Here is a 20,033-nt window from a genome sequence, read left to right as displayed (position 1 = left end):
GCTGCGCACCAGACACAGGGCTTTGATGACACAGGCTGGTTGTCTCAATCGTTCCCAAGGACGAATGCGCGGTTCGCTTCTGCGGCATTGGCGATACCCTCCGACGTCCCATTGCCCTGTTCAATGGCCGTCGCCAGTTCGGTCGCGGCTGAGCCGGTCGTGAAGATCGATGCAATTCGCGTTCGACCTCCGAAAAGACCTTTGGAAGCGTCGGCATTGTCATAGGTCAGATCAAATGTCGAAACCAAACTGACCGCCTCATCATTGGGTCGTTTGTTTTGATTGCGCGATATGGGCGGAACCAGCGTCGTTATGCGGCGCTGTACACCTGAGTTGACCTCGACAGGCAGTGCCTTGGCAGGATCAGAGCGCAAGGCGATGTTCACGCCGCTGCGTTCCCCATAGACCAAACTGCGATCCTGAATTGAGGTGCAGCCCGCGACCGCGCAACTCGTGCAGGACTGCATTGCCAGTCAAGATGGCGGCAGAGGATGAGGTGCTGAAACCGTTATAAGAGCACCCCGCAAGCGAGACGCAGATCATTGGCGCAAACGGCATTATTATTCTCGAAAAAATCAATCAATGGACCTGAAAATTCTGGTTCTTATTCTGATCGGAAGTCTCCACGCGTCAACTCAGAGGGGCATGCGAATGCGGTTGAAGCTTTTCGAGACACTTCAGGGCAGTATTTCTCGGGCGCTTCCTTCAAATGAAAGGTTTGCGTATTTCAGTGCCGGTGATCCTGACGCCAGCGCGTAACTGCGCCAATTTTCAGCGTTTTCGCTCTGAGGGCGTGACAGTCCCTGTTCTGCGCGTTAGCATTCATGTGTGTGCATCTGTCAGCACATGCATTGCCTGCACGCGGTCAAGCCGCGCCTGGATTTTTAACAGATTAAAACAGGGCCATCGTGGGGAGCGGACTGGATGGATCTGAGGGAATACACAAGACACTACGCAGTTCAGGACAACAGATTGGCTGCACTGAGCTATTTCGGCACGTTTGCGGTGTATTTCGCATCGTTGTCTCTGGCGATCGTATTCGTGGATCGCTGGTACATCATGATCCCGGCCGGGATCGTTTTCGCCTTTTCGGCGGTACGCCTTTATGTGCTGCAACATGATTGCGGGCACCATTCGCTGTTTGAAACGCGAATGCAGAACGAATGGGCAGGGCATGGTCTTTCGCCATTCACCTTTGCACCGTTCGAGGTGATGAAACAGAACCACAATCTGCACCACGCGGGGATCGGAAACCTTGAGCATCGTGAGACCGGCGAAATTCACACCATGACATTGCGGGAATGGCAGGACGCGGACTGGAAAACTCGTTTGTTTTACAGGCTGTATCGAAACCCTTTCATCCTGGTGCCGGTCGGTGCGCTGTTCACATATTTCATTCGCTATCGCTGGCCCAAGAACACTGTTCGTTTCGGTGTCAAAGGCGTCTTGCTTCACAATGCCTCGATCATCGTATTTTTGGGCCTGTTGTACTTGGTGGCGGGCATGACCGGAATTCTGGTCTGGCTGGTGTTTTCTTTTCTGGGTGGAATGCTGGGTGTGTTTCTCGTGTATCTGCAACACAATTTTGAAGATACCTATTGGGATCGCCGTCCTGATCTGAACCCGCAGACTGCAGCGTTGCATGGATCTTCTGCACTGGACTTCGGATGGTGGTTCGATACTGCCGTCGCCTGCATCACGCTACATGACATCCATCATTACAACGCACGTATCCCATCGTACCGGTTGCGGGCCTGCCACTATAACCTGCCGCCTGAATTCACGCCTCGTCGGATCAAGTTCCCCGAGGCAGTGGCGGCTTTGAACCTCAAGCTTTGGGATGAGGATGCGAAACGCCTCGTGCCATTCCCGAAAAATGACCGAACCGCTGGGTTGGCGCATAGCTGATCCATTGGCTCTGAGAAGGCAAGTGCTGAACTGGCGTACATGCATTTCCAATGTATACGCGATGAGGCAGGGCGATAGAGAAAGGACCCTTAGATGACTGCAGTGACCGACGTAAAAGGTGTGGGAGAGGCGCTGGAAAAAGCCCTTGCAGCCAATGGCTTTAAGACCGCAGAAGCGATAGCGAAGGCGTCACCCGCAGATCTGGTCAAGGTTCCTCGGGTCGGTGAGAGCCGAGCCGCCGTATTGATCGAAGCCGCAAAAGCCGCAATAGCCGCAACACCCACTGCCGGTAAACCTGGCGCGCGCAAGGCGCCGGCACGAAAGCCAGCGGCACGGAAGCCAGCAGCCGCAAAACCAGCCGCCCGAAAGCCGGCGACACGAAAAGCCGCCCCTCGCAAGACCGTGGCCGCTGTAGCGGCAGAAAAACGGGCGGAAGAAGCTGCACGCAAAGCGGCAGAAGAACAAGCGGCGGCCGAAAAAGCCGAAGCCGCAGCCAAGAAAAAGGCCAAGGCCAAGGCGAAAGCTGAAAAAGCCGCCAAGAAACGCAAAGAAATGGAAGCAGCGTTTTCCAAGGCCAAGGATAAGGTGAAAGCAAAGTCCAAGAAGGACAAAAAATCGAAAAAGGACGAAAAGAAAAAAGACGCCAAGAAGGGCAAAAAAGACGCCGAGAAGGGCAAAAAAGACGCCGAGAAGGGCAAGAAAAAAAGTGACAAGAAGAAAGATAGCAAGAAGGACAAGAAAAAGGCGAAGAAATAAATTCCTTCGCCCCGTCTTGCATTGTGAACCGGCGCCCGGTGGTGCCGGTTTCGTTTTTCAGGCTAGTGTGCCGTCCAGTTGCAGGGTCAGTTTGCCGCCCAGATAGGGGCTCAGGACTTCGGGCAGGGTCACGGTGCCGTCCGCGTTCTGGCCATTTTCCAGCACTGCAATCAGGCAACGCCCAACGGCCAAACCCGAACCGTTCAGCGTATGGACGTATTCCGGCTTGCCGCCACCTTCGGGGCGGAACCTTGCGTTCATGCGGCGGGCCTGGAAATCACCACAGGTCGAAACCGAGCTGATCTCGCGATAGGTGTCCTGACCGGGCAACCAGGCCTCGATATCATAGGTGCGGCGGGCGCCAAAGCCCATGTCACCGGTACACAGGATGACAGTGCGGTAAGGAATGCCCAGCTTTTCCAGAATGCCCTCGGCGCAGCGCAGCATGCGCTTCTGTTCTTCATCCGATTTGTCCGGATGCGTGATCGAAACCATCTCGACCTTTTCGAACTGGTGCTGCCGCAACATCCCGCGGGTGTCTTTGCCCGCGGATCCGGCCTCGGACCGGAAGCACAGGGAATGCGCGGTGTAGCGGCGGGGCAGATAGCTTTCCTCGATCAAACTGTCGTTTACGATATTGGTCAGCGACACTTCGGAGGTCGGGATAAGCCACCAGCCTTCGCGGGTCTGATAGCTGTCTTCGCCAAATTTCGGCAATTGGCCGGTGCCCTGCATCATCTCGGACAGAACCAGAACCGGGCCATTCACCTCGGTCAGCCCGTTTTCGGTGATATGCGTATCCAGCATGAACTGCGCCAAAGCGCGATGAATACGGGCGACTCCACCGGACAACAGCACAAATCGCGAACCCGAGAGTTTGGCCGCGGTTTCGAAATCCATGCCTTGCTGAACGGCTTCGATCTCGAAGTGTTCCTTGGGCGCAAAATCCAGTTCACGCGGTGTGCCCCAGCGGCTGATCTCGACATTGTCGTTTTCATCCACGCCATCCGGCACATCCTCGGCGGGCAGATTTGCGATCCGGATCAACTGATCCGTCAGCAGGGCATCCAGATCCTTGGCCTCGGTCTGCATGCGCGCGATTTCGGCCTTTTTCTCGGCGACCAGCGCGCGCAGGCGTTCGAATTCGGCTTCGTCGCCTCGAGCTTTGGCAGCCCCGACTTCCTTGGACGCTTTGTTCTGTTCGGCTTGCGCTGTTTCGGCCGCCAGAATCTTGGCGCGGCGGCTTTCGTCCAGCCTGAGCAAATCTGACGACACCGGCGCGTCCCCACGGCGCGCTAAAGCGGCGTCGAAAGCGGCAGGGTTTTCGCGAATGGCGCGGATGTCGTGCATGTCTCAGATCCTTGAATGCGTGAATCACTGAAACCGCTTATGCACCATCTGTGTGGCAGGGTGTAGCGCCGGTTACGACTTATCCGCTTCCTCGTGCGATTCATGTGCCAGATGACCATCCCATTCATCCGCCGGGATTTTTGGTTCTGGCGGATCAGCCATGTAAGATGGCGTCATGATCTGCACTTTGTTCTCATTGAAAACGGCGACAATATTGCGATGCAGGTCCGAGCGGATTTTGGGAATGATGCTGCCGCGGGTGGTGTAACCGTTGATCTGATAATTGATGGCGTAGTCGGCCAGCGCCGTCCACAACACGAAAGGTTCAGGTTTGGCCTTGATCCCCTTGGTGCGGTTGGCCGCCTCGATCAGCATCGCTTCGACCTTTTCGGGCGGTTCTTCATATCCGATGCCAACCGTCGTGTGCAGCAGCAACCCACTGCCATCGGTTTTCTTCGAGAAATTCACGACGTCCGAATTCATCAATTGGGCGTTCGGGATCGAAATCAGCTCGTTCTTGATGGATTTCAGATGCGTCTCCATCAGTTTGATCTGAACCACGTCGCCGATATGCTCTCCGATCTGAATACGGTCGCCAATTGACGTGGAACGGCGATAGATCACGAAAAGCCCCGCCAGCATGTTGGACACGACCGAGTTGGCACCCAGCGACAGCATGGCGCCGACCAGAATGGTCAGACCCTGGAAGGCGGCCGAATCCGAACCGGGAATGTAGGGAACGGCAAAGACGAGCGCGATCAGAATCACGACAACCCGAGCGATGTTGAACGTCGGATTGACCCAGTGTTTTTCAAAGTCGCCCATTTCGAACGAACCGGCTTCGACCGCGTCGAAGAACACGCGCATGCCCTTGATTATGTACAACGTGACCCATGCGATCAGGCTGAGCATAATCAGGTTTGGGATATAGCTGAGTATTCCCTTGAATATCAGCAGTACCGGTTCTGTCAGATAGGTAAGCAGCAGTTGCGCGAAATAGCGTGTTTCCGCAAAGGCCAGTAGAACGAAGGACAGGTAGTAGTAGAAGCCGAGAAAGAAGATGACCAACAGGGCAAAATTCAGCCCGTATCGGATCAGGGCGGCGATTGCTTCGGCCTGAACGCTTTTGGCCGTCGCCGTTTCGACATCCTTCAAATAACGCTTTACCAGTTTCAGAGTGCGCCGCCTGATCCGCCGGTGAAGCCAAAGGATAACCAGCACGAAGACGACAAAACCTAAGGTCCATCCCGCGGCTTCAATCGCTCCGGATACCCGGGCTTGATCTGTACGGTTGGAGCGGTAGGCAAGGATGGCCTCTTCGATGGCCTGACCATGCAAGAAGCCGAGGACGTCCAGCTCCATCTGGTCCAGTTCGGCGTCTGCAACTGTAACGATCGATACGATTTCACCGTCGGCGCGAATGCGTATACCCAGGTCGGTTTCTTCAAAGGTGATGTCGACCGTGGGGCTTTCCGAGGCCTCGGCCACATCAATGATCTTGTTCTGCACGCTTTCGGCACGTTCCGGCGCGGGCAGGGCGCTGGAGCCGCGCAGGAAGAACAACATGTCGCCGTCCACGATGACGGGTGCCTTGAAACTTTCGGTTTCTTCCGCCTCGGGTTCGGTGGCTTCGGCAGGCAATTCCTGGGCCTTCACCGATGCGGCCAGACACAAGATCAAGCTCAGCAGAGACAGCAAAAGCGTCAACGATTGGAATGGTTTGTATCTAGCTCTCATTGCCCCCCCTGATGTTCGACTATAGCCAAATTGAGATATCTGCATAGGACATATCTGCAACGATTGACCGGTTCATGTGGCACCTTTGTCAGGTTGCGGCCGATCACATGACCACCTTTGCTTGCAAACGCGCATTTCAAAGCATAGGTTCCGGCAAAATTTGCGGAACGGTGCCGCAAGATCTGAACAAAGGAATATCCCATGGAAGGTGGCGCAATCGCCCAGTTTCTCCCGCTTATCCTGATCTTTGCGATCATGTATTTCCTGCTGATCCGTCCGCAGCAGAAGAAAATGAAGGAACATCAGGCCATGGTCGATGCCGTGCGTCGGGGGGATCAGGTTGTCACCCAAGGCGGGCTGATCGGCAAAGTGTCGAAGGTCAAGGAAGGCGAAAACGAGATCGAAGTCGAGATCGCCGAAGGTGTCAAAGTGCGTGTCGTCAAATCGACCATCGCTCAGGTTCTGAACAAAACCGAACCCGCGAAATAACACCACCTTACAAATCCTTGAAAAGGCAGGGTAATGCTGCACATTGATACCTGGAAGCGGGTTCTGATCTGGCTGGTCTGCGTGACTGGCCTGATCATGGCCCTGCCAAATGCGTTTTACACACGGGTCGAGCAATCAAACGACGCCAAAGCCGCGATCGAACTGGGCGTGGACACGCCCGAGTTGCAGGCCGAGGCGGGGCAATGGCTGAACTGGCTGCCCTCGTCACTGGTCAATCTGGGCCTTGACCTGCGCGGCGGTGCACATCTGTTGGCCGAAGTTCAGGTGCAGGACGTCTACGAATCCCGGATGGAGGCGATGTGGCCAGATATCCGTGACGCCCTGCGCGATGAGCGTTCGACCGTTGGGACGGTCCGCCGTCAGGAATCGGCCCCAGATGAGATTCGCGTGCGCATCAGCCAGCCTGAGGGCATGGCGCGGGCACTGGAGGTCGTGCGCGGTCTTGCCCGTCAAGTGCAGACCCTGACCGGTGTCGGGGCAACGGATATCGAGGCACGTGCCGAAGGCGACACGATTGTCGTTCAGTTGTCCGAGGCAGAAAAACTGGCCTCAGACGACCGCACAGTGCGTCAATCGTTGGAAATCATCCGCCGCCGGATCGACGAAGTGGGCACCCGAGAGCCGACCATTCAACGTCAGGGTGCCGATCGTATCCTAATTCAGGTGCCTGGCATCGGCAGCGCGGGTGAGTTGAAAGAGATCATCGGCACGACGGCGCAACTGACCTTTAACCCGGTTGCCGGACGCGGCACCGATCCGGATGCCGTTGCAGGCATCGGTGAAGAAATTGTGCCGTCGATTGACGAAAGCGGTGTCTATTACACAATTGAGTCCGCTCCAGTCGTTACCGGAGAGGAACTGGTCGATGCGCAGCCCGCATTCGACCAAAACGGCCGCCCTGCGGTCAACTTCCGGTTCAACACGTCTGGTGCGCGCAAATTCGGGGATTACACCCGCGACAATATCGGAGCCCCCTTTGCCATCGTTCTGGACGATGAAGTGATTTCAGCCCCCGTGATCCAAAGTCATATTCCGGGTGGCTCGGGCATCATCACCGGCAACTTTACGGTTGAGGAAAGCACCAACCTAGCCGTCTTGCTGCGAGCGGGCGCACTGCCTGCCGGTTTGGAATTCCTCGAAGAACGTACCATCGGACCCGAGTTGGGGCAGGACAGTATCGACGCGGGTAAAGTCGCCACAATCGTGGCCTTTGTGGCAGTACTGGTTTTCATGGCGCTCAGCTATGGTCTGTTCGGGATCTTCGCCAACATCGCGCTGATCATCAATGTGGGCCTGTTGTTCGGTCTGCTGTCCATGATCGGAGCAACCCTGACCCTGCCGGGTATCGCGGGGATCGTATTGACTGTCGGTATGGCGGTGGACGCCAACGTGCTGATCTTTGAACGTATCCGCGAGGAATTGAAATCCGCCAAAGGTCCGGCGCGCGCAATCGAACTGGGCTATGAAAAGGCGCTGTCTGCCATTCTGGACGCGAACGTGACCACATTCATCACCGCCGTGATCCTGTTTGCCATGGGTAGTGGCCCTGTGCGCGGCTTTGCAATCACTCTGGGCCTCGGCATTCTGACCTCGGTCTTCACCGCGATCTTCGTGACGCGCCTGATGGTCGTGATGTGGTTCGAACGCCGCCGTCCGAAAACGATCGAGGTTTGACATGAGACTGAAACTCGTACCCCAGAACACCTCGTTCGATTTCTTCAACCGCTGGAAGGTCTGGTTGGGCATTTCCGGCCTGATGATGGTGATTGCCTTCACCTCGTTCATGCTGCAAGGGCTGAATTTCGGTATTGATTTCCGGGGTGGCACGACGATCCGGACGCAAAGCGCGGTCGAGATCGATGTGGGCACATACCGAGATGCCATCGCCCCGCTGGAACTGGGCGATGTGACCATCACCGAGATTTTCGATCCAACCTTTGCGGATGACGAAAACGTTGCGATGATCCGCATCCAGGCGCAGGAAGATGCCGAGGCTGTCGAAGCAGCGACCATCACCGCCGTAGAGGACGCGTTGCAGCAGGTAATACCTGATATTCAGTTCGTCTCCGTAGAATCCGTGGGCCCCAAGGTCTCGGGCGAGTTGATCCAGACCGCCGTCATCGCGGTGGCTTTGGCGATTGGCGCGGTGCTTGTCTATATCTGGCTACGGTTCGAATGGCAGTTCGCGCTGGGGGCCGTGGCGGCACTGGTTCACGATGTGATCCTGACCATCGGCATCTTCTCGGAACTGCAAATCCGGTTTGACCTGGCCATTATCGCGGCCCTTCTGACCATCGTCGGTTATTCGCTGAACGATACCGTGGTCGTTTTCGACCGGGTGCGAGAGAATCTGCGGAAGTACAAAAAGAAAGACCTCAAAGAGGTGCTGAACATTTCGATCAACGAGACGCTCAGCCGGACGGTGATGACCTCGGTCACCACGTTGCTGGCGTTGATCTCACTTTATGTTCTGGGTGGCGATGTGATCCGCGGCTTCGTATTCGCGATGATCTGGGGCGTGATCGTGGGCACCTATTCATCGGTCTTCGTCGCCTCGACCATCCTGTTGTGGCTGGGGGTCAAGCGCGACTGGTCCAAGCCGTCGAACACGGCGGGCAACCAGTTTGCCAATATTGATGCCTGAGGCGTTGCAACAGGCCTTGTCCCTGCCGGGGCTGGGTTGGTTGGTTCTTACCATCGGAGCCGCGGGACTTGTCCGCGGCTTCACTGGTTTTGGCACCGCGATGATCTTTGTTCCGGTGGCCACTCAATTTCTGCCGATTGCCGATGTCGTCTTTCTGATGGCAGCCACCGGGATCGTATCGACCTTTGCGCTGGCGCCGCAGGCATGGCGTGAATGCGACAAGACCGAAATCAGCACTTTGGGCGTTGCAGCGGCATTAACCGTGCCGCTTGGCCTTTGGGTCATGGCACAGGCCGACACGGTCGTTCTGCGCTGGATCGCCTGCGGTATCACCGGCGTGACCCTGTTGGCGATCGTCACTGGCTGGCGCTGGCAGGGGCGACTGGGTGTACCCGGACGGCTGGCCATCGGAGGCAGCGCAGGCGTGATCGGCGGCATGACCGGACTGACCGGCCCGGTCGTTATCGTATTCTATCTGGCCAGCTCTTCAGATGTGCGTAAGATTCGTGCCAACACGATCATCTTTCTGGCTTTGCTGGACGTGGCCATCGTCTTCAGCATCCTGATCGGAGGCGCTGCGGATCTGTCGATCCTTTGGATTGTCCTGCTGCTGGGCTTGCCCTATCTGACCACGACACTGATCGGCAAGGCTCTGTTCGATCCAAAGCTCGAACGGATCTATCGCGCTGCGGCTTATTCGGTCATTCTGATAGCACTGGTGTCCGGCTTGCCGATCCTGGATTGAAGGAGGGAAGAAATGCGCCTGAACCAAGTTACGTTTTCAGATGCCAAACCGGTTGATGGCTATGGCCCCGGTTTTTTTCGCATTGGCGGTGATGTGTTCGAAGGCGCCGTTCTGACGGGCCCCGCAGGACCTGCCACCTGGGGCGGTTATGAAGATGCGCAGCCACTTCTGGAGCTGGCCGATGGAATTGACGTTCTGCTTGTCGGTACGGGCAAAGACATGGCCCACATTCCCCAGTCTTTGCGCACCCGGCTGGAGAGTGCCGGTGTCGGCGTCGAAATCATGAATTCTCCGGCTGCGTGCCGCACCTACAATGTCTTGCTTTCTGAAGGTCGTCGAATAGCGCTTGCTCTGATCCCGGTCTGACGGGATCCCTTCATCTGGCTGAAAATATCCCGGGGTGTGTGAGGGGCTGGCCCCTCACTCGGACCTCTATCCACAGAGCTCCCACAACCGAACTGCGGCAAATCCCACCTTTTGCCTTTGATGACATTCCGATAAGCGGGTCTCATGACTCTGATTGTAACCGACCTGTCGATCACCCGTGGTGGCATTCCCGTCCTGGAGCATCTCAGCTTTCAGCTGCCTCCTGGCAAAGCGCTGATTCTGCGTGGGCCGAACGGGATCGGCAAAACGACCCTTCTGCGCACATTGGCCGGGTTGCAGCCGCCGCTGAAGGGTCAGATTCAGGGCGAGGAAGATCAGATTGCATATGCGTCCCATTCGGACGGGCTGAAACCGACGCTGACTGTATCCGAGAACCTGACGTTCTGGGCTTCTGTTTTTGGAACCAACGGCATCCAGACGGCGTTGGACGCGTTCCAGTTGAACGAGCTGGCGGATCGCCATGCAGGGAACCTGTCGGCAGGTCAGAAACGGCGGCTGGGGCTGGCACGCATGCTGGTCACCGGGCGGCCGATCTGGATGCTGGACGAGCCGACCGTTTCTCTGGACAGAAATGCGGTGCAGATGTTCGCCGATGCAGTCCGCGCGCATCTGGGGCAGGGTGGGTCAGCCCTGATCGCGACCCATATCGACCTTGGCCTCGATGGTGAGGTTCTGGACGTCGGCCCGAACAAGGCCAAACCCAAACCCATTGACGATTTCGACGGAGGCTTCCTGTGATCGCCCTTCTGCTGCGCGACCTGAAACTGGCCTTCCGTGCGGGCGGCGGGTTTGGTTTGGGATTGGCCTTTTTCCTGATCGTGACCGTGATGGTGCCGTTTGCAGTGGGGCCACAATCGTCACTGCTGTCCACCATTGCGCCCGGTGTGCTCTGGCTGGGGGCGTTGCTGGCTTGCCTGCTGTCTCTTGACCGTCTTCTGGCGCTGGACTGGGAGGACGGATCGCTGGACCTGCTGGCCACGGCGCCGCTGCCACTGGAATCAGTCGTGACCATCAAGGCGATGGCCCACTGGCTGACCACAGGCCTGCCTTTGGTTCTGGCCGCACCTTTTCTGGGGGTCCTGCTGAACCTGCCTGCGCAGGGGTTTTTCTGGCTTGTCATCTCGCTGCTGATCGGCACCCCGGCCATGAGCGTGATCGGAACATTCGGCGCTGCCTTGACCGTCGGTCTCAAGCGCGGCGGGTTGCTGTTGTCGCTTCTGGTGTTGCCGCTTTACGTCCCCACCCTGATTTTCGGGGCCGAGGTCGCCCGGCGTGGGGCAACGGCGATGGACGTGCAGACGCCGTTGTTGATGCTGGCGGGGATCACGGCGGCCACCATCGCGTTGTTGCCCTTCGCCAGCGCGGCTGTGTTGCGTATCAATCTGCGGTGAACCGTCCCAACTTTGACTGATGTCAATTGAGAAAACCCCCAACTCGGACTAGATAGGGCCCATGTCTATAGCAGCCAAAGCCAATGCCCTCTGGGAATACGCCAACCCGCGCAAGTTTCTTGCGACCAGTGAACGTGTCCTGCCGTTTTTCTGGATTGTCTCGATTTTAAGCATCGTCGTCGGGCTGGTCTGGGGGTTCTTCTTCACGCCGGACGACTACAAACAAGGGTCGACGGTCAAGATCATCTATCTGCACGTCCCGGCGGCACTGATGGCGATCAATTGCTGGCTGATGATGCTGGCAACTTCTCTGGTCTGGCTGGTGCGGCGTCATCATGTCAGCGCGCTGGCGGCACGGGCGGCTGCGCCGATCGGGATCGTGATGACCCTGATTGCGTTGCTGACCGGGGCGATCTGGGGACAGCCCATGTGGGGCACCTGGTGGGCGTGGGATCCGCGCCTGACGTCGTTTCTGATCCTGTTCCTGTTCTATCTTGGCTATGTCGCGTTGTGGGAAGCCATCGAGGATCCGGACACTGCGGCGGACCTGACTTCGGTTCTGTGTCTGGTCGGATCCGTGTTCGCGCTGCTCAGCCGATATGCGGTCAACTTCTGGAACCAGGGCCTGCATCAGGGCGCATCAGTCATGCGCGCGGCAGCCGTGACCGGGGCCGATACGGAAGAAAAAGTCAGCAATATCTACTTCTATCCGCTGTTGCTGTGCATTATCGGATTTGTGCTGCTGTTCATCGCTTTGGTGCTGTACCGCACCGGAACTGAAATCCGCGCGCGGCGCATAAAGGCGTTGCAGGCGCGGGAAAGGGTAGGCGGATGATCCCCGATCTTGGAAAATATGCTGACGCGGTTTTGTCGTCTTATGCCGTGTCCATCGTGCTGCTGGTGGCATTGATCGTGTTCAGCGTGATGCGAGGGCGCAAGGTACGCACTGAAATGGAAAAGATCGAACAAAGGATTTCGCGAAATGGCTAAGATATCGCCCCTGATGATCGCGCCGCCTTTGATTTTTGGCGCTTTCGCCGTGTTGGCCGGGATCGGTATGTTCCGTGAAGACCCCAACGCGTTGCCCTCTGCCCGCGAAGGCCAACCGGCTCCGCCCGTGGTTCTGAGCGAGTTCCCGGAAAAGAAGCTGTTTGATGATGCCACGCTGCGGGATGGAGAGGTCAAGCTGGTCAACTACTGGGCCAGCTGGTGCGCGCCATGCCGTGCCGAGCATCCCAATCTGGAGGCTCTGGCCGCCGAAGGCATCCCGGTCTATGGCATCAACTACAAAGACCAGCTGGACAACGCCCAAGCCTTTTTGACCGAGCTTGGCGATCCCTACGCCGCGATTGGACGTGATGAGAAGGGTCGCATGGCATTGGATTGGGGCCTTTACGGCGTTCCTGAAACCTATGTGGTTGATGGCGACGGCACGATCATTCTGCGCTTTGCCGGCCCGATCACGCAGCGTGTGATTGAAAACACTCTGCGTCCGGCGTTGGAAAAGGCTGCGGGCGGTTGAGCAATTTGGAAAACGAGGTTTACGCTATCTTACAAGCGATAGCCTCCGGTCACGCCCAGAACCTCTCCGGTTACGAATCCCGCCGCGTCCGAGGTCAGAAACCGAACGACCCTGGCGATGTCTTCCGGAGTTCCGATCCGGCCCAGCGCCATTTCCTTGACGAAAAGCGATGTCAGATCGTCAGGACGGGGGTCTTCGGGGATGTTGATGGCACCCGGCGCTACCGCGTTGACGCGGATTCCGTCCGGGCCAAGCTCTTTCGCCATGGCGCGCGTCCAGAGGTTCAGCGCGGCCTTGCTTGCCCCATAGGTCGCGGCGTCGCGCGGTGGCAATGTTGCGTTCATCGATGAGATGCTGACGATCGAAGCGCCGCGTTTCAGATGCGGCAACGCCGCAGCAAGCAACGCGGCGGGGGCCAGCACGTTGAGGTCAAGAATGGCGCGATGGTCCGCGGCCTGAAACTCTTGTTTCGGAGTGGAGCGAACAAGACCAGCGTTGTTCACGATCACGTCCAGTCGCCCGAAGTGATCAATGACCTTTTCGACCACCCGGTTGGGTTGGTTGTCTTTTGTAAGGTCAGACTGAACCGCCAGAACGTCACCTTTCAGCAATTCCGAATCGGGGTGGCTGGCCAACCAGGTGAAGGCGACATGGTGATCACCGCGCAGGTCTTCGACTATTGCCCGCCCAATTCCACGTGCACCACCGGTTATCAGTGCAACTTTTTCCATGAACTCAGATGACCGGCAAAGCGCCCAGGATTCAACGTTGTTTTTTTGCTCTGGCGGAATGCGGTCACTTGCGCAGCAATATCCAGAGCATTGCCGCGATGAACGCGAAGGTGACAAGGTTCATCAATGTGTCCGTTAGATCACCGATCAGCATTGCGTTGCCCCTCCTCTCTGAGCCCGCGGAACAGGCACACCATCAGCAGGACCGAAATGAAGACAAAGGGCAATGCGCCAAGCGAGATGAGGATCTTAACCGAGTCCACGGATCCCGAAAGGATCATTGCAACGCTCAGCAGTCCCAGCAATCCCCCCCAGATCAGACGCACACGCGGCGGGGGGTTCTCGTCCCCGCCCGTCGAGAAGGTGCCCAGAACAAAGGCTGCGCTTACGACGCTGGTCACGATGAACAGAAAGGCGGCCAGTACCGTTGCAAGCGTGGTAATCACGGAAAATGGAAGCCGGTCGAGCAGGGCGAAGGTCACGCGTTCGATATTTGTCTGCGTATAGGCCAGCAGCTCGCCCGCACCATTGAGCGCCTCGAACAGGCCAATGCCACCAAAGGCACCGAACCAGAGGATTGAAAACAGCGTGGGGGCGAACAGGACGCCGATCACGAATTCCCGTATCGTGCGACCGCGAGAGATGCGGGCGACAAAGACGCCCACGAACGGGCCCCAGGCAATCCACCAGACCATGTAGGTAAGGGTCCAGTCGCTGAACCATCTGGTGACGTCATCGCTGAAGAACGTAAAGGTCTGAAATCCCCTGGGAATGACATTGGTGACATAGTCTCCGAACCCCTGAACGATGGTATTCAGAAGGTATTCGGTGGGGCCAAGGACCACCGTGTAGGCAACAAGGCCGATTGCGATCAGCATGGCGGCATTGGACAGGCGCGCCATGCCCTGGCCCAGATCGATCATGAGTGCCGGGATATACGCAGCAACCATTGCCAGAAACACGACACCAATCAAAAGGGCGCCGACCGTTTCCCGACCGCCCAGCACTGCGATGCCGTCTGCCACCTGAAACACGCCCATGGCCATGGAGCCACCGACACCAATGGCAATGGCGATGATCGCCATGAAGTCCGAAAGCCACCCGACGCGTTCAGCCCAGCGTTCACCGGGAAACAGGTTTTTGATCGGCGCACTAACCATCATCCCGGTACCGCGCCGGAAGCTGAAATAGGCAATTGTCAGCGCGGTGGAGCCATAAATCGCCCAGGCATGCAGCCCCCAATGGAAATTTGTCGCCAGCATCGCCTGCTGCGCCGCGATGAAATCCGGTGCCATGCCGGAGATGAAGTTGAAATGGGTCAGCGGTTCCGCCACAGCCCAAAACAGCAGGCCGACGCCCATACCGGCGGAGAACAACATTGAAATCCATGTGGCGGTGGAAAACTCTGGCTCCTCGTCATCCCGGCCGAGGCGAATGTTTCCATAGGGTGAAAATGCCAGAAACAGGCATCCGATCAACATGCCCGAAGCGGCGAGCATCACGAACCAGCCGCGGCTGTGGAAGGTCTGCTGGACGATGCCGCTTGCCCAGGTCACCAGGCTTTGAATGTCCACGACACCCCATATCCCGATCACGGCAATTACGCTGAGCGAACATACCAGCAGGGCGTTGGGTTTCTTCATGGCGTTTGGTTTTCCGTTGATGACCTTGCCCAACAGTTTCAGGTTTTCGAATAAATGACCAGAATACAAAAAACCCCCGGCGGGTAGCCGGGGGTTTGAATTGCACGCTTTGGTATCGGTTATGATGCCTTCGCAAGATTGCGCAGGACGTAATGCAACACGCCTCCGTTTTCGATGTATTCAATCTCGGGCGCGGTATCGATGCGGCATTTCAGGGTGATGGTCTTTTCGGTTCCATCGCCATAAACGATCGTGCAGGGGACTTCCTGTAGCGGCTCGATCGTATCCAGCCCGTGAATCGAAACGGTTTCATCCCCTTTCAGCCCCAGGGTTTTACGGGTGTCGCCACCTGTGAACTCGAATGGAATGACTCCCATGCCAACAAGGTTCGAACGGTGGATACGCTCAAAGCTCTCGGCGATTACGGCCTTGACGCCCAGCAGCGCCGTGCCCTTGGCCGCCCAGTCGCGGCTTGAGCCTGCGCCATATTGCTCGCCACCGAATACCACAAGCGGGGTGCCGTTCGCCTGATAGGCCATCGAGGCGTCATAAATTGACGTCTGTTCACCGTCCGGGCCTTTGGTGTAACCGCCTTCTACGCCGTCCAGCATTTCGTTCTTGATGCGGATGTTGGCGAAAGTGCCGCGCATCATCACCTCGTGGTTGCCGCGACGTGAACCATATGAATTGAATTCACGCGGCTGAACCTGACGTTCGATCAGGTACTGGCCTGCGGGCGAGGTCGTCGCGAATGACCCCGCGGGCGAGATGTGGTCGGTCGTGACCATGTCACCCAGAATGGCCAGAACCTTGGCGCCTTCGATGTTGGAAATCGTGCCCGGTTCGGGGCCCATGCCCTGGAAATAGGGCGGGTTCTGGATATAGGTCGATGTCGGCGGCCAGTCATAGGTTTCCGCATCGGTGGTTTCGACCGACTGCCATTTCTCGTCCCCTTTGAAGACGTCGGCGTATTTCGATTGGAACGCTTCGCGCGTGACGGTCTGTTCGACCAGTTCCGCGACCTCCTGCTGCGTCGGCCAGAGGTCTTTCATATAGACGTCGTTGCCGTCCTTGTCCTGACCGATCGGTTCGGATGTCAGGTCGATGTCCATGGTGCCTGCCAGGGCGTACACGACGACCAGAGGCGGCGAAGCCAGATAGTTTGCGCGCACGTCAGGCGAGATGCGGCCTTCGAAGTTGCGGTTGCCGGACAAGACCGAAGTGGCGACCAGATCGCCTTCCGCAATGGCCTCCGAGATTTCTTTCTGGATCGGACCCGAGTTGCCGATACATGTGGTGCAGCCGTATCCGACAAGGTTGAAGCCGATCTTGTCCAGATCCTCTTGAAGGCCTGCGGCCTCGAGGTAAGCGGACACAACCTGCGACCCCGGTGCCAGTGAGGTTTTGACCCAAGGCTTGCGATCCAGCCCCAGCGCGGCTGCCTTACGCGCCACGAGGCCCGCTCCGATCATCACGTAAGGGTTCGACGTGTTGGTGCAGGACGTGATCGAGGCGATCACGACCTTACCCGATTCCATGCCATAGTTTTCGCCTTTGACCTCGACCTGTTTACCCATCGGGCGCTTGAAGGTCTCGGCCATTTCCTTGGCGAAAGCGGCTTTGGCGTCAGTCAGCGCAACATAATCTTGCGGGCGTTTGGGCCCCGAGATTGCCGGAACAATCGTGCCCATATCCAGCGACAGGGTATCGGTGTAGATCGGCGCATAGTTTTCATCGCGCCAGAAACCGTTTTCCTTTGCGTAGGCTTCAACCAGCGCGATGCGATCCTCGTCGCGGCCGGTGTTGCGCATGTAGCGCAGCGTTTCGCCGTCAATCGGGAAAAAGCCGCATGTCGCGCCGTATTCAGGGGCCATGTTGGCGATGGTCGCACGGTCGGCCAGCGGCAGACGATCCAGGCCTTCGCCGTAAAATTCGACGAACTTGCCCACCACGCCTTTTTCGCGCAGCATCTCCACGACCTTCAGAACCAGGTCGGTGCCGGTTGTGCCTTCGACCAGATCACCGGTCAGCTCAAAGCCCACGACCTCGGGGATCAGCATCGAGATCGGTTGACCCAGCATCGCGGCCTCGGCCTCGATCCCGCCGACACCCCAGCCCAGCACGGCCATGCCGTTGACCATGGTGGTGTGGCTGTCGGTGCCGACCAGCGTGTCGGGATAGGCGACTTCTTCACCGTTCTGGTCGGTGTCGGTCCAGACGGTCTGGGCCAGATATTCAAGGTTCACCTGGTGGCAGATACCTGTGCCGGGGGGAACAACGCGGAAGTTGTTGAATGCACCCTGACCCCATTTCAGGAACTGATACCGTTCCATATTGCGTTCATATTCACGGTCCACATTCATCTGGAACGCACGCGGGTTGCCGAATTCGTCGATCATGACGGAATGGTCGATGACCAGATCGACCGGGTTCAGCGGGTTGATCTTTTGCGCGTCGCCGCCCAGCGCCTTGATGCCATCACGCATCGCGGCCAGATCCACCACGGCCGGAACGCCGGTGAAATCCTGCATCAATACGCGGGCAGGGCGATAGGCGATTTCACGAGGGTTTTTTCCACCGTTGGCCCCCCATTCGGCAAAAGCTTTGATGTCATCGACCGAGACCGAGAACCCGGCATCCTCGAACCGCAACATGTTTTCCAGCACCACCTTGAGTGCGGCTGGCAGTTTCGAGAAATCGCCCAGACCGGCCTCTTGTGCGGCAGGGATCGAATAATAGGAAATGGATTTACCATTCACGCTCAGACTACGGCGCGTTTTGGCGGTATCCTGTCCGACTTTGATGGGCATCTGTGGCCTCCCTCTCAAATGACTTGGATATTAGGATTTGCTGAGTGTTATCTGCATCACCAAGCCCCCGTGTTCAAGGCTGAACACGCAATGAGAGGCAATTTTGTATACTATTGTACACTTTTTCGCGGAGGGAATGTATCAAAGCCTCAAGAAACCTTGATTGGCTGTTGAGTGTCAAAGCAGCTATCCCTGAGATCCAACCGCTCAACCCGAGAGTTCACATGTTCAGATCCATTGCCTTGACCACCGTGTTTTCCTGCCTTGTGGCGGTACAGGTCGCGGCCGAGGAAGACCCGGTTGTGGTCGAGCTGTTCACGTCTCAGGGGTGTTCATCCTGCCCGCCGGCGGATCGGATCATGCATGATTTGGCCAAGCGCGACGACGTCATAGGGCTGGCTTTGCATGTCGACTACTGGGACTATATCGGGTGGAAGGACGAATATGCGAACCCCGATCATACGCTTCGGCAGCGGGCTTATGCCCGCGAGGGGGGGCGTTCCATGATCTATACCCCGCAGATGGTGATCAACGGGCAGCACGACATCGTCGGGGCGCAATCCCGTGAACTTGATCGATTGATCGAAGCGCATCTGAAAGCAGCGCCCGAAGCGCTTGTGACGGCCGTGCGCTCAGCCGATGAAGTGACAGTGGATGTGACGCCCGTCGAGTTGCCGAAAGGCGATACCTATGACGTGCATGTGGTTCAGTATTCTCCCATGCGTCACGCTTCGATCCGTCGTGGAGAGCTGGCCGGGCACGAGCTGGACTATGCCAATGTCGTTGAGGCCTGGCAGATTGCGGGGCAATGGGATGGAACTGCACCGCAATCATTCACGGTTCAGCTTGGTTTGGACCTGCCGGCAGTCGTTCTGGTTCAAAGGGCCGGGGAAGGGCCGATTGTTGCCGCCACCCGGGTCAAGTGATCAGGGCATTTCTTCCGGTTTGATGCCCAACCCGTTCCAATGTTTCCAGCGACGGTGAATCCAGAACCATTGCCCCATATGCTGCCGCACCATCTTTTCCAGATCGTCATTGGTGAACTGGGTCATGGTTTTAGGGTCCGTGTGCGGAACCGGTTCGTGCAGAACGATCTCAAAATCGATACCGTTGGGCTGACGCACCGCGTAACACGGAATCAGCTCGGCATTGTATTTGATGGCCAACTCGGCGTTCAGCACGGATGTCACGGCGGGTTTGCCGAAGAACATCAGTTCCTCACCGCCCATTGCATGAAGATCGGAAACGATGGCAATGATCCCGCCCTTTTTCAACGAGCGTACCATCTCGACCATTCCGCGCCGCCCCTGTTCGAACATCGGGGCGCCTGTCTTGTAGAAGGCTTCGACATAAGCGTCGTTGAAATACGGGTTGGCCATCCGCCGATACAGGCAGCCGATGGGCTGACCGCTGTATGTCTGCAAGGCGATGCGCGCTGCCAGGTAGTGACCGAAATGCGCCGTAATCATCATGACCGGACGCCCCTCGGCAACAGCCGCGTCTAATGCAGTGATACCTGGCCCAGAAATCTTGGCCTTGCTCTGCCGTTCGATAAAGTCTTCCGGAGAAAAATGTTCCATGATCGCACGACCGGCATTGTCCGGCACATCGCGGCAGATCTGCCTGACTTCGGCTTCAGGCAAGTCCGGGCAAGTAAGCTTCAGATTCCGACGAACACGTTTGCGAAACCCGACAACAGGTGCCAGAAACCGCACGATGGCCCCCATCGTTGCAATACGCCGCTCATACGGAAGCATGCGCATAACGCGGATGACCCCCTGCAGAAACAGGTTGGCGACATAGTATTTCCCAAGCTCAAACCGGCTGAGCTCCGACTTTTCAACGGGCATGGAGGTGTCTCACCGCGTGTTGCGAATTGCTGAGAAAGACATACAGCCC

General features: G+C 57.4%; 20 protein-coding genes. 13 read left to right on the top strand and 7 right to left on the bottom strand.

Annotated elements, in window-relative coordinates:
* Positions 1-44 precede the first annotated feature (44 nt).
* Positions 45-410: a hypothetical protein gene (locus tag GS614_RS04020; protein ID WP_216601086.1), complete on the bottom strand. Its 366-nt coding sequence runs from the start codon at positions 408-410 to the stop codon at positions 45-47.
* A 514-nt stretch (positions 411-924) separates the two neighbouring features.
* Between GS614_RS04020 and GS614_RS04015 the strand changes: the two genes are divergently transcribed.
* Positions 925-1,908, top strand: coding sequence for a fatty acid desaturase (locus GS614_RS04015; RefSeq protein WP_171115297.1), 984 nt, complete (start codon positions 925-927; stop codon positions 1,906-1,908).
* Positions 1,909-2,001: 93 nt separating this feature from the next.
* Entirely contained in the window at positions 2,002-2,664 is a 663-nt protein-coding gene (locus GS614_RS04010) for a helix-hairpin-helix domain-containing protein (protein ID WP_171725556.1), read from the top strand.
* A 57-nt stretch (positions 2,665-2,721) separates the two neighbouring features.
* Here GS614_RS04010 and serS read toward each other — a convergent pair whose 3' ends face one another.
* Together serS and GS614_RS04000 are read right to left on the bottom strand one after the other, a co-directional pair.
* Positions 2,722-4,014: a serine--tRNA ligase gene (gene serS, locus GS614_RS04005; protein ID WP_171362644.1), complete on the bottom strand. Its 1,293-nt coding sequence runs from the start codon at positions 4,012-4,014 to the stop codon at positions 2,722-2,724.
* 72 nt (positions 4,015-4,086) lie between these two features.
* Positions 4,087-5,751 (bottom strand): mechanosensitive ion channel family protein, encoded by a 1,665-nt coding sequence (locus GS614_RS04000; protein WP_171725555.1) that lies wholly within the window; start codon positions 5,749-5,751, stop codon positions 4,087-4,089.
* A gap of 201 nt (positions 5,752-5,952) precedes the next feature.
* Between GS614_RS04000 and yajC the strand changes: the two genes are divergently transcribed.
* The 10 genes from yajC to GS614_RS03950 all read left to right on the top strand — a co-directional run bounded on the left by yajC (position 5,953) and on the right by GS614_RS03950 (position 12,950).
* On the top strand, positions 5,953-6,240 hold the full coding sequence (gene yajC / locus GS614_RS03995; protein ID WP_152458368.1) for a preprotein translocase subunit YajC: 288 nt from the start codon (positions 5,953-5,955) through the stop codon (positions 6,238-6,240).
* 33 nt (positions 6,241-6,273) lie between these two features.
* Complete coding sequence (gene secD, locus GS614_RS03990; RefSeq protein WP_171725554.1) at positions 6,274-7,935, top strand: protein translocase subunit SecD; 1,662 nt, start codon at positions 6,274-6,276, stop codon at positions 7,933-7,935.
* 1 nt (position 7,936) lies between these two features.
* Entirely contained in the window at positions 7,937-8,905 is a 969-nt protein-coding gene (gene secF, locus GS614_RS03985) for a protein translocase subunit SecF (RefSeq protein ID WP_171115306.1), read from the top strand.
* A complete protein-coding gene (locus tag GS614_RS03980) occupies positions 8,886-9,650 on the top strand; it encodes a TSUP family transporter (RefSeq protein ID WP_371809375.1) in 765 nt (254 codons plus the stop codon). The genes secF and GS614_RS03980 overlap by 20 nt, the downstream gene beginning before the upstream one ends.
* Positions 9,651-9,662: 12 nt before the next feature.
* Positions 9,663-10,016, top strand: a complete 354-nt coding sequence (locus GS614_RS03975) for an Mth938-like domain-containing protein (protein ID WP_171614409.1) — start codon at positions 9,663-9,665, stop codon at positions 10,014-10,016.
* 144 nt (positions 10,017-10,160) lie between these two features.
* Entirely contained in the window at positions 10,161-10,775 is a 615-nt protein-coding gene (gene ccmA, locus GS614_RS03970) for a heme ABC exporter ATP-binding protein CcmA (RefSeq protein WP_171725552.1), read from the top strand.
* Positions 10,772-11,428, top strand: coding sequence for a heme exporter protein CcmB (gene ccmB / locus GS614_RS03965; RefSeq protein ID WP_171725551.1), 657 nt, complete (start codon positions 10,772-10,774; stop codon positions 11,426-11,428). The genes ccmA and ccmB overlap by 4 nt, the downstream gene beginning before the upstream one ends.
* Before the next feature lie 61 nt (positions 11,429-11,489).
* Positions 11,490-12,263, top strand: a complete 774-nt coding sequence (locus GS614_RS03960; protein WP_171362647.1) for a heme ABC transporter permease — start codon at positions 11,490-11,492, stop codon at positions 12,261-12,263.
* Positions 12,260-12,418: a heme exporter protein CcmD gene (gene ccmD / locus GS614_RS03955; RefSeq protein WP_171115312.1), complete on the top strand. Its 159-nt coding sequence runs from the start codon at positions 12,260-12,262 to the stop codon at positions 12,416-12,418. Before GS614_RS03960 ends, ccmD begins: the two co-directional genes overlap by 4 nt.
* Positions 12,411-12,950 (top strand): DsbE family thiol:disulfide interchange protein, encoded by a 540-nt coding sequence (locus GS614_RS03950; RefSeq protein WP_171231406.1) that lies wholly within the window; start codon positions 12,411-12,413, stop codon positions 12,948-12,950. Before ccmD ends, GS614_RS03950 begins: the two co-directional genes overlap by 8 nt.
* Before the next feature lie 29 nt (positions 12,951-12,979).
* Here GS614_RS03950 and GS614_RS03945 read toward each other — a convergent pair whose 3' ends face one another.
* The 3 genes from GS614_RS03945 to acnA form a co-directional block, all read right to left on the bottom strand.
* Positions 12,980-13,681 (bottom strand): SDR family NAD(P)-dependent oxidoreductase, encoded by a 702-nt coding sequence (locus GS614_RS03945; protein WP_171725550.1) that lies wholly within the window; start codon positions 13,679-13,681, stop codon positions 12,980-12,982.
* Positions 13,682-13,821: 140 nt separating this feature from the next.
* On the bottom strand, positions 13,822-15,324 hold the full coding sequence (locus GS614_RS03940; protein WP_171725549.1) for a BCCT family transporter: 1,503 nt from the start codon (positions 15,322-15,324) through the stop codon (positions 13,822-13,824).
* 119 nt (positions 15,325-15,443) lie between these two features.
* A complete protein-coding gene (acnA, locus tag GS614_RS03935) occupies positions 15,444-18,134 on the bottom strand; it encodes an aconitate hydratase AcnA (RefSeq protein ID WP_171725548.1) in 2,691 nt (896 codons plus the stop codon).
* 224 nt (positions 18,135-18,358) lie between these two features.
* On the opposite strand from acnA, the gene GS614_RS03930 reads away from it, so the two are divergent.
* Positions 18,359-19,060, top strand: coding sequence for a thioredoxin family protein (locus tag GS614_RS03930; protein WP_171115322.1), 702 nt, complete (start codon positions 18,359-18,361; stop codon positions 19,058-19,060).
* Here the strand turns inward: GS614_RS03930 and GS614_RS03925 are convergent, their stop codons facing one another.
* Positions 19,061-19,984: a lysophospholipid acyltransferase family protein gene (locus GS614_RS03925; RefSeq protein ID WP_171115324.1), complete on the bottom strand. Its 924-nt coding sequence runs from the start codon at positions 19,982-19,984 to the stop codon at positions 19,061-19,063.
* Between the last annotated feature and the right edge of the window lie 49 nt (positions 19,985-20,033).

It is taken from the genome of Ruegeria sp. HKCCD6604 (genome assembly GCF_013110635.1).
Taxonomy (GTDB): domain Bacteria; phylum Pseudomonadota; class Alphaproteobacteria; order Rhodobacterales; family Rhodobacteraceae; genus Ruegeria.
The sequence above is the reverse complement of the archived record's forward strand: the minus strand, read 5'-3'. Positions and strand labels throughout refer to the sequence as shown.

Excerpts from the sequence above, each read along its gene's own strand:
- secD (WP_171725554.1), top strand. The coding sequence starts at position 6,274 with ATGCTGCACATTGATACCTGGAAGCGGGTTCTGATCTGGCTGGTCTGC.
- GS614_RS04015 (WP_171115297.1), top strand. The coding sequence starts at position 925 with ATGGATCTGAGGGAATACACAAGACACTACGCAGTTCAGGACAACAGA.
- secF (WP_171115306.1), top strand. The coding sequence starts at position 7,937 with ATGAGACTGAAACTCGTACCCCAGAACACCTCGTTCGATTTCTTCAAC.
- acnA (WP_171725548.1), bottom strand. The coding sequence starts at position 18,134 with ATGCCCATCAAAGTCGGACAGGATACCGCCAAAACGCGCCGTAGTCTG.
- GS614_RS03945 (WP_171725550.1), bottom strand. The coding sequence starts at position 13,681 with ATGGAAAAAGTTGCACTGATAACCGGTGGTGCACGTGGAATTGGGCGG.
- GS614_RS03930 (WP_171115322.1), top strand. The coding sequence starts at position 18,359 with ATGTTCAGATCCATTGCCTTGACCACCGTGTTTTCCTGCCTTGTGGCG.
- GS614_RS03925 (WP_171115324.1), bottom strand. The coding sequence starts at position 19,984 with ATGCCCGTTGAAAAGTCGGAGCTCAGCCGGTTTGAGCTTGGGAAATAC.
- GS614_RS04000 (WP_171725555.1), bottom strand. The coding sequence starts at position 5,751 with ATGAGAGCTAGATACAAACCATTCCAATCGTTGACGCTTTTGCTGTCT.
- yajC (WP_152458368.1), top strand. The coding sequence starts at position 5,953 with ATGGAAGGTGGCGCAATCGCCCAGTTTCTCCCGCTTATCCTGATCTTT.
- GS614_RS04010 (WP_171725556.1), top strand. The coding sequence starts at position 2,002 with ATGACTGCAGTGACCGACGTAAAAGGTGTGGGAGAGGCGCTGGAAAAA.
- GS614_RS03940 (WP_171725549.1), bottom strand. The coding sequence starts at position 15,324 with ATGAAGAAACCCAACGCCCTGCTGGTATGTTCGCTCAGCGTAATTGCC.
- ccmA (WP_171725552.1), top strand. The coding sequence starts at position 10,161 with ATGACTCTGATTGTAACCGACCTGTCGATCACCCGTGGTGGCATTCCC.
- ccmD (WP_171115312.1), top strand. The coding sequence starts at position 12,260 with ATGATCCCCGATCTTGGAAAATATGCTGACGCGGTTTTGTCGTCTTAT.
- GS614_RS03975 (WP_171614409.1), top strand. The coding sequence starts at position 9,663 with ATGCGCCTGAACCAAGTTACGTTTTCAGATGCCAAACCGGTTGATGGC.
- GS614_RS03960 (WP_171362647.1), top strand. The coding sequence starts at position 11,490 with ATGTCTATAGCAGCCAAAGCCAATGCCCTCTGGGAATACGCCAACCCG.
- serS (WP_171362644.1), bottom strand. The coding sequence starts at position 4,014 with ATGCACGACATCCGCGCCATTCGCGAAAACCCTGCCGCTTTCGACGCC.
- GS614_RS03950 (WP_171231406.1), top strand. The coding sequence starts at position 12,411 with ATGGCTAAGATATCGCCCCTGATGATCGCGCCGCCTTTGATTTTTGGC.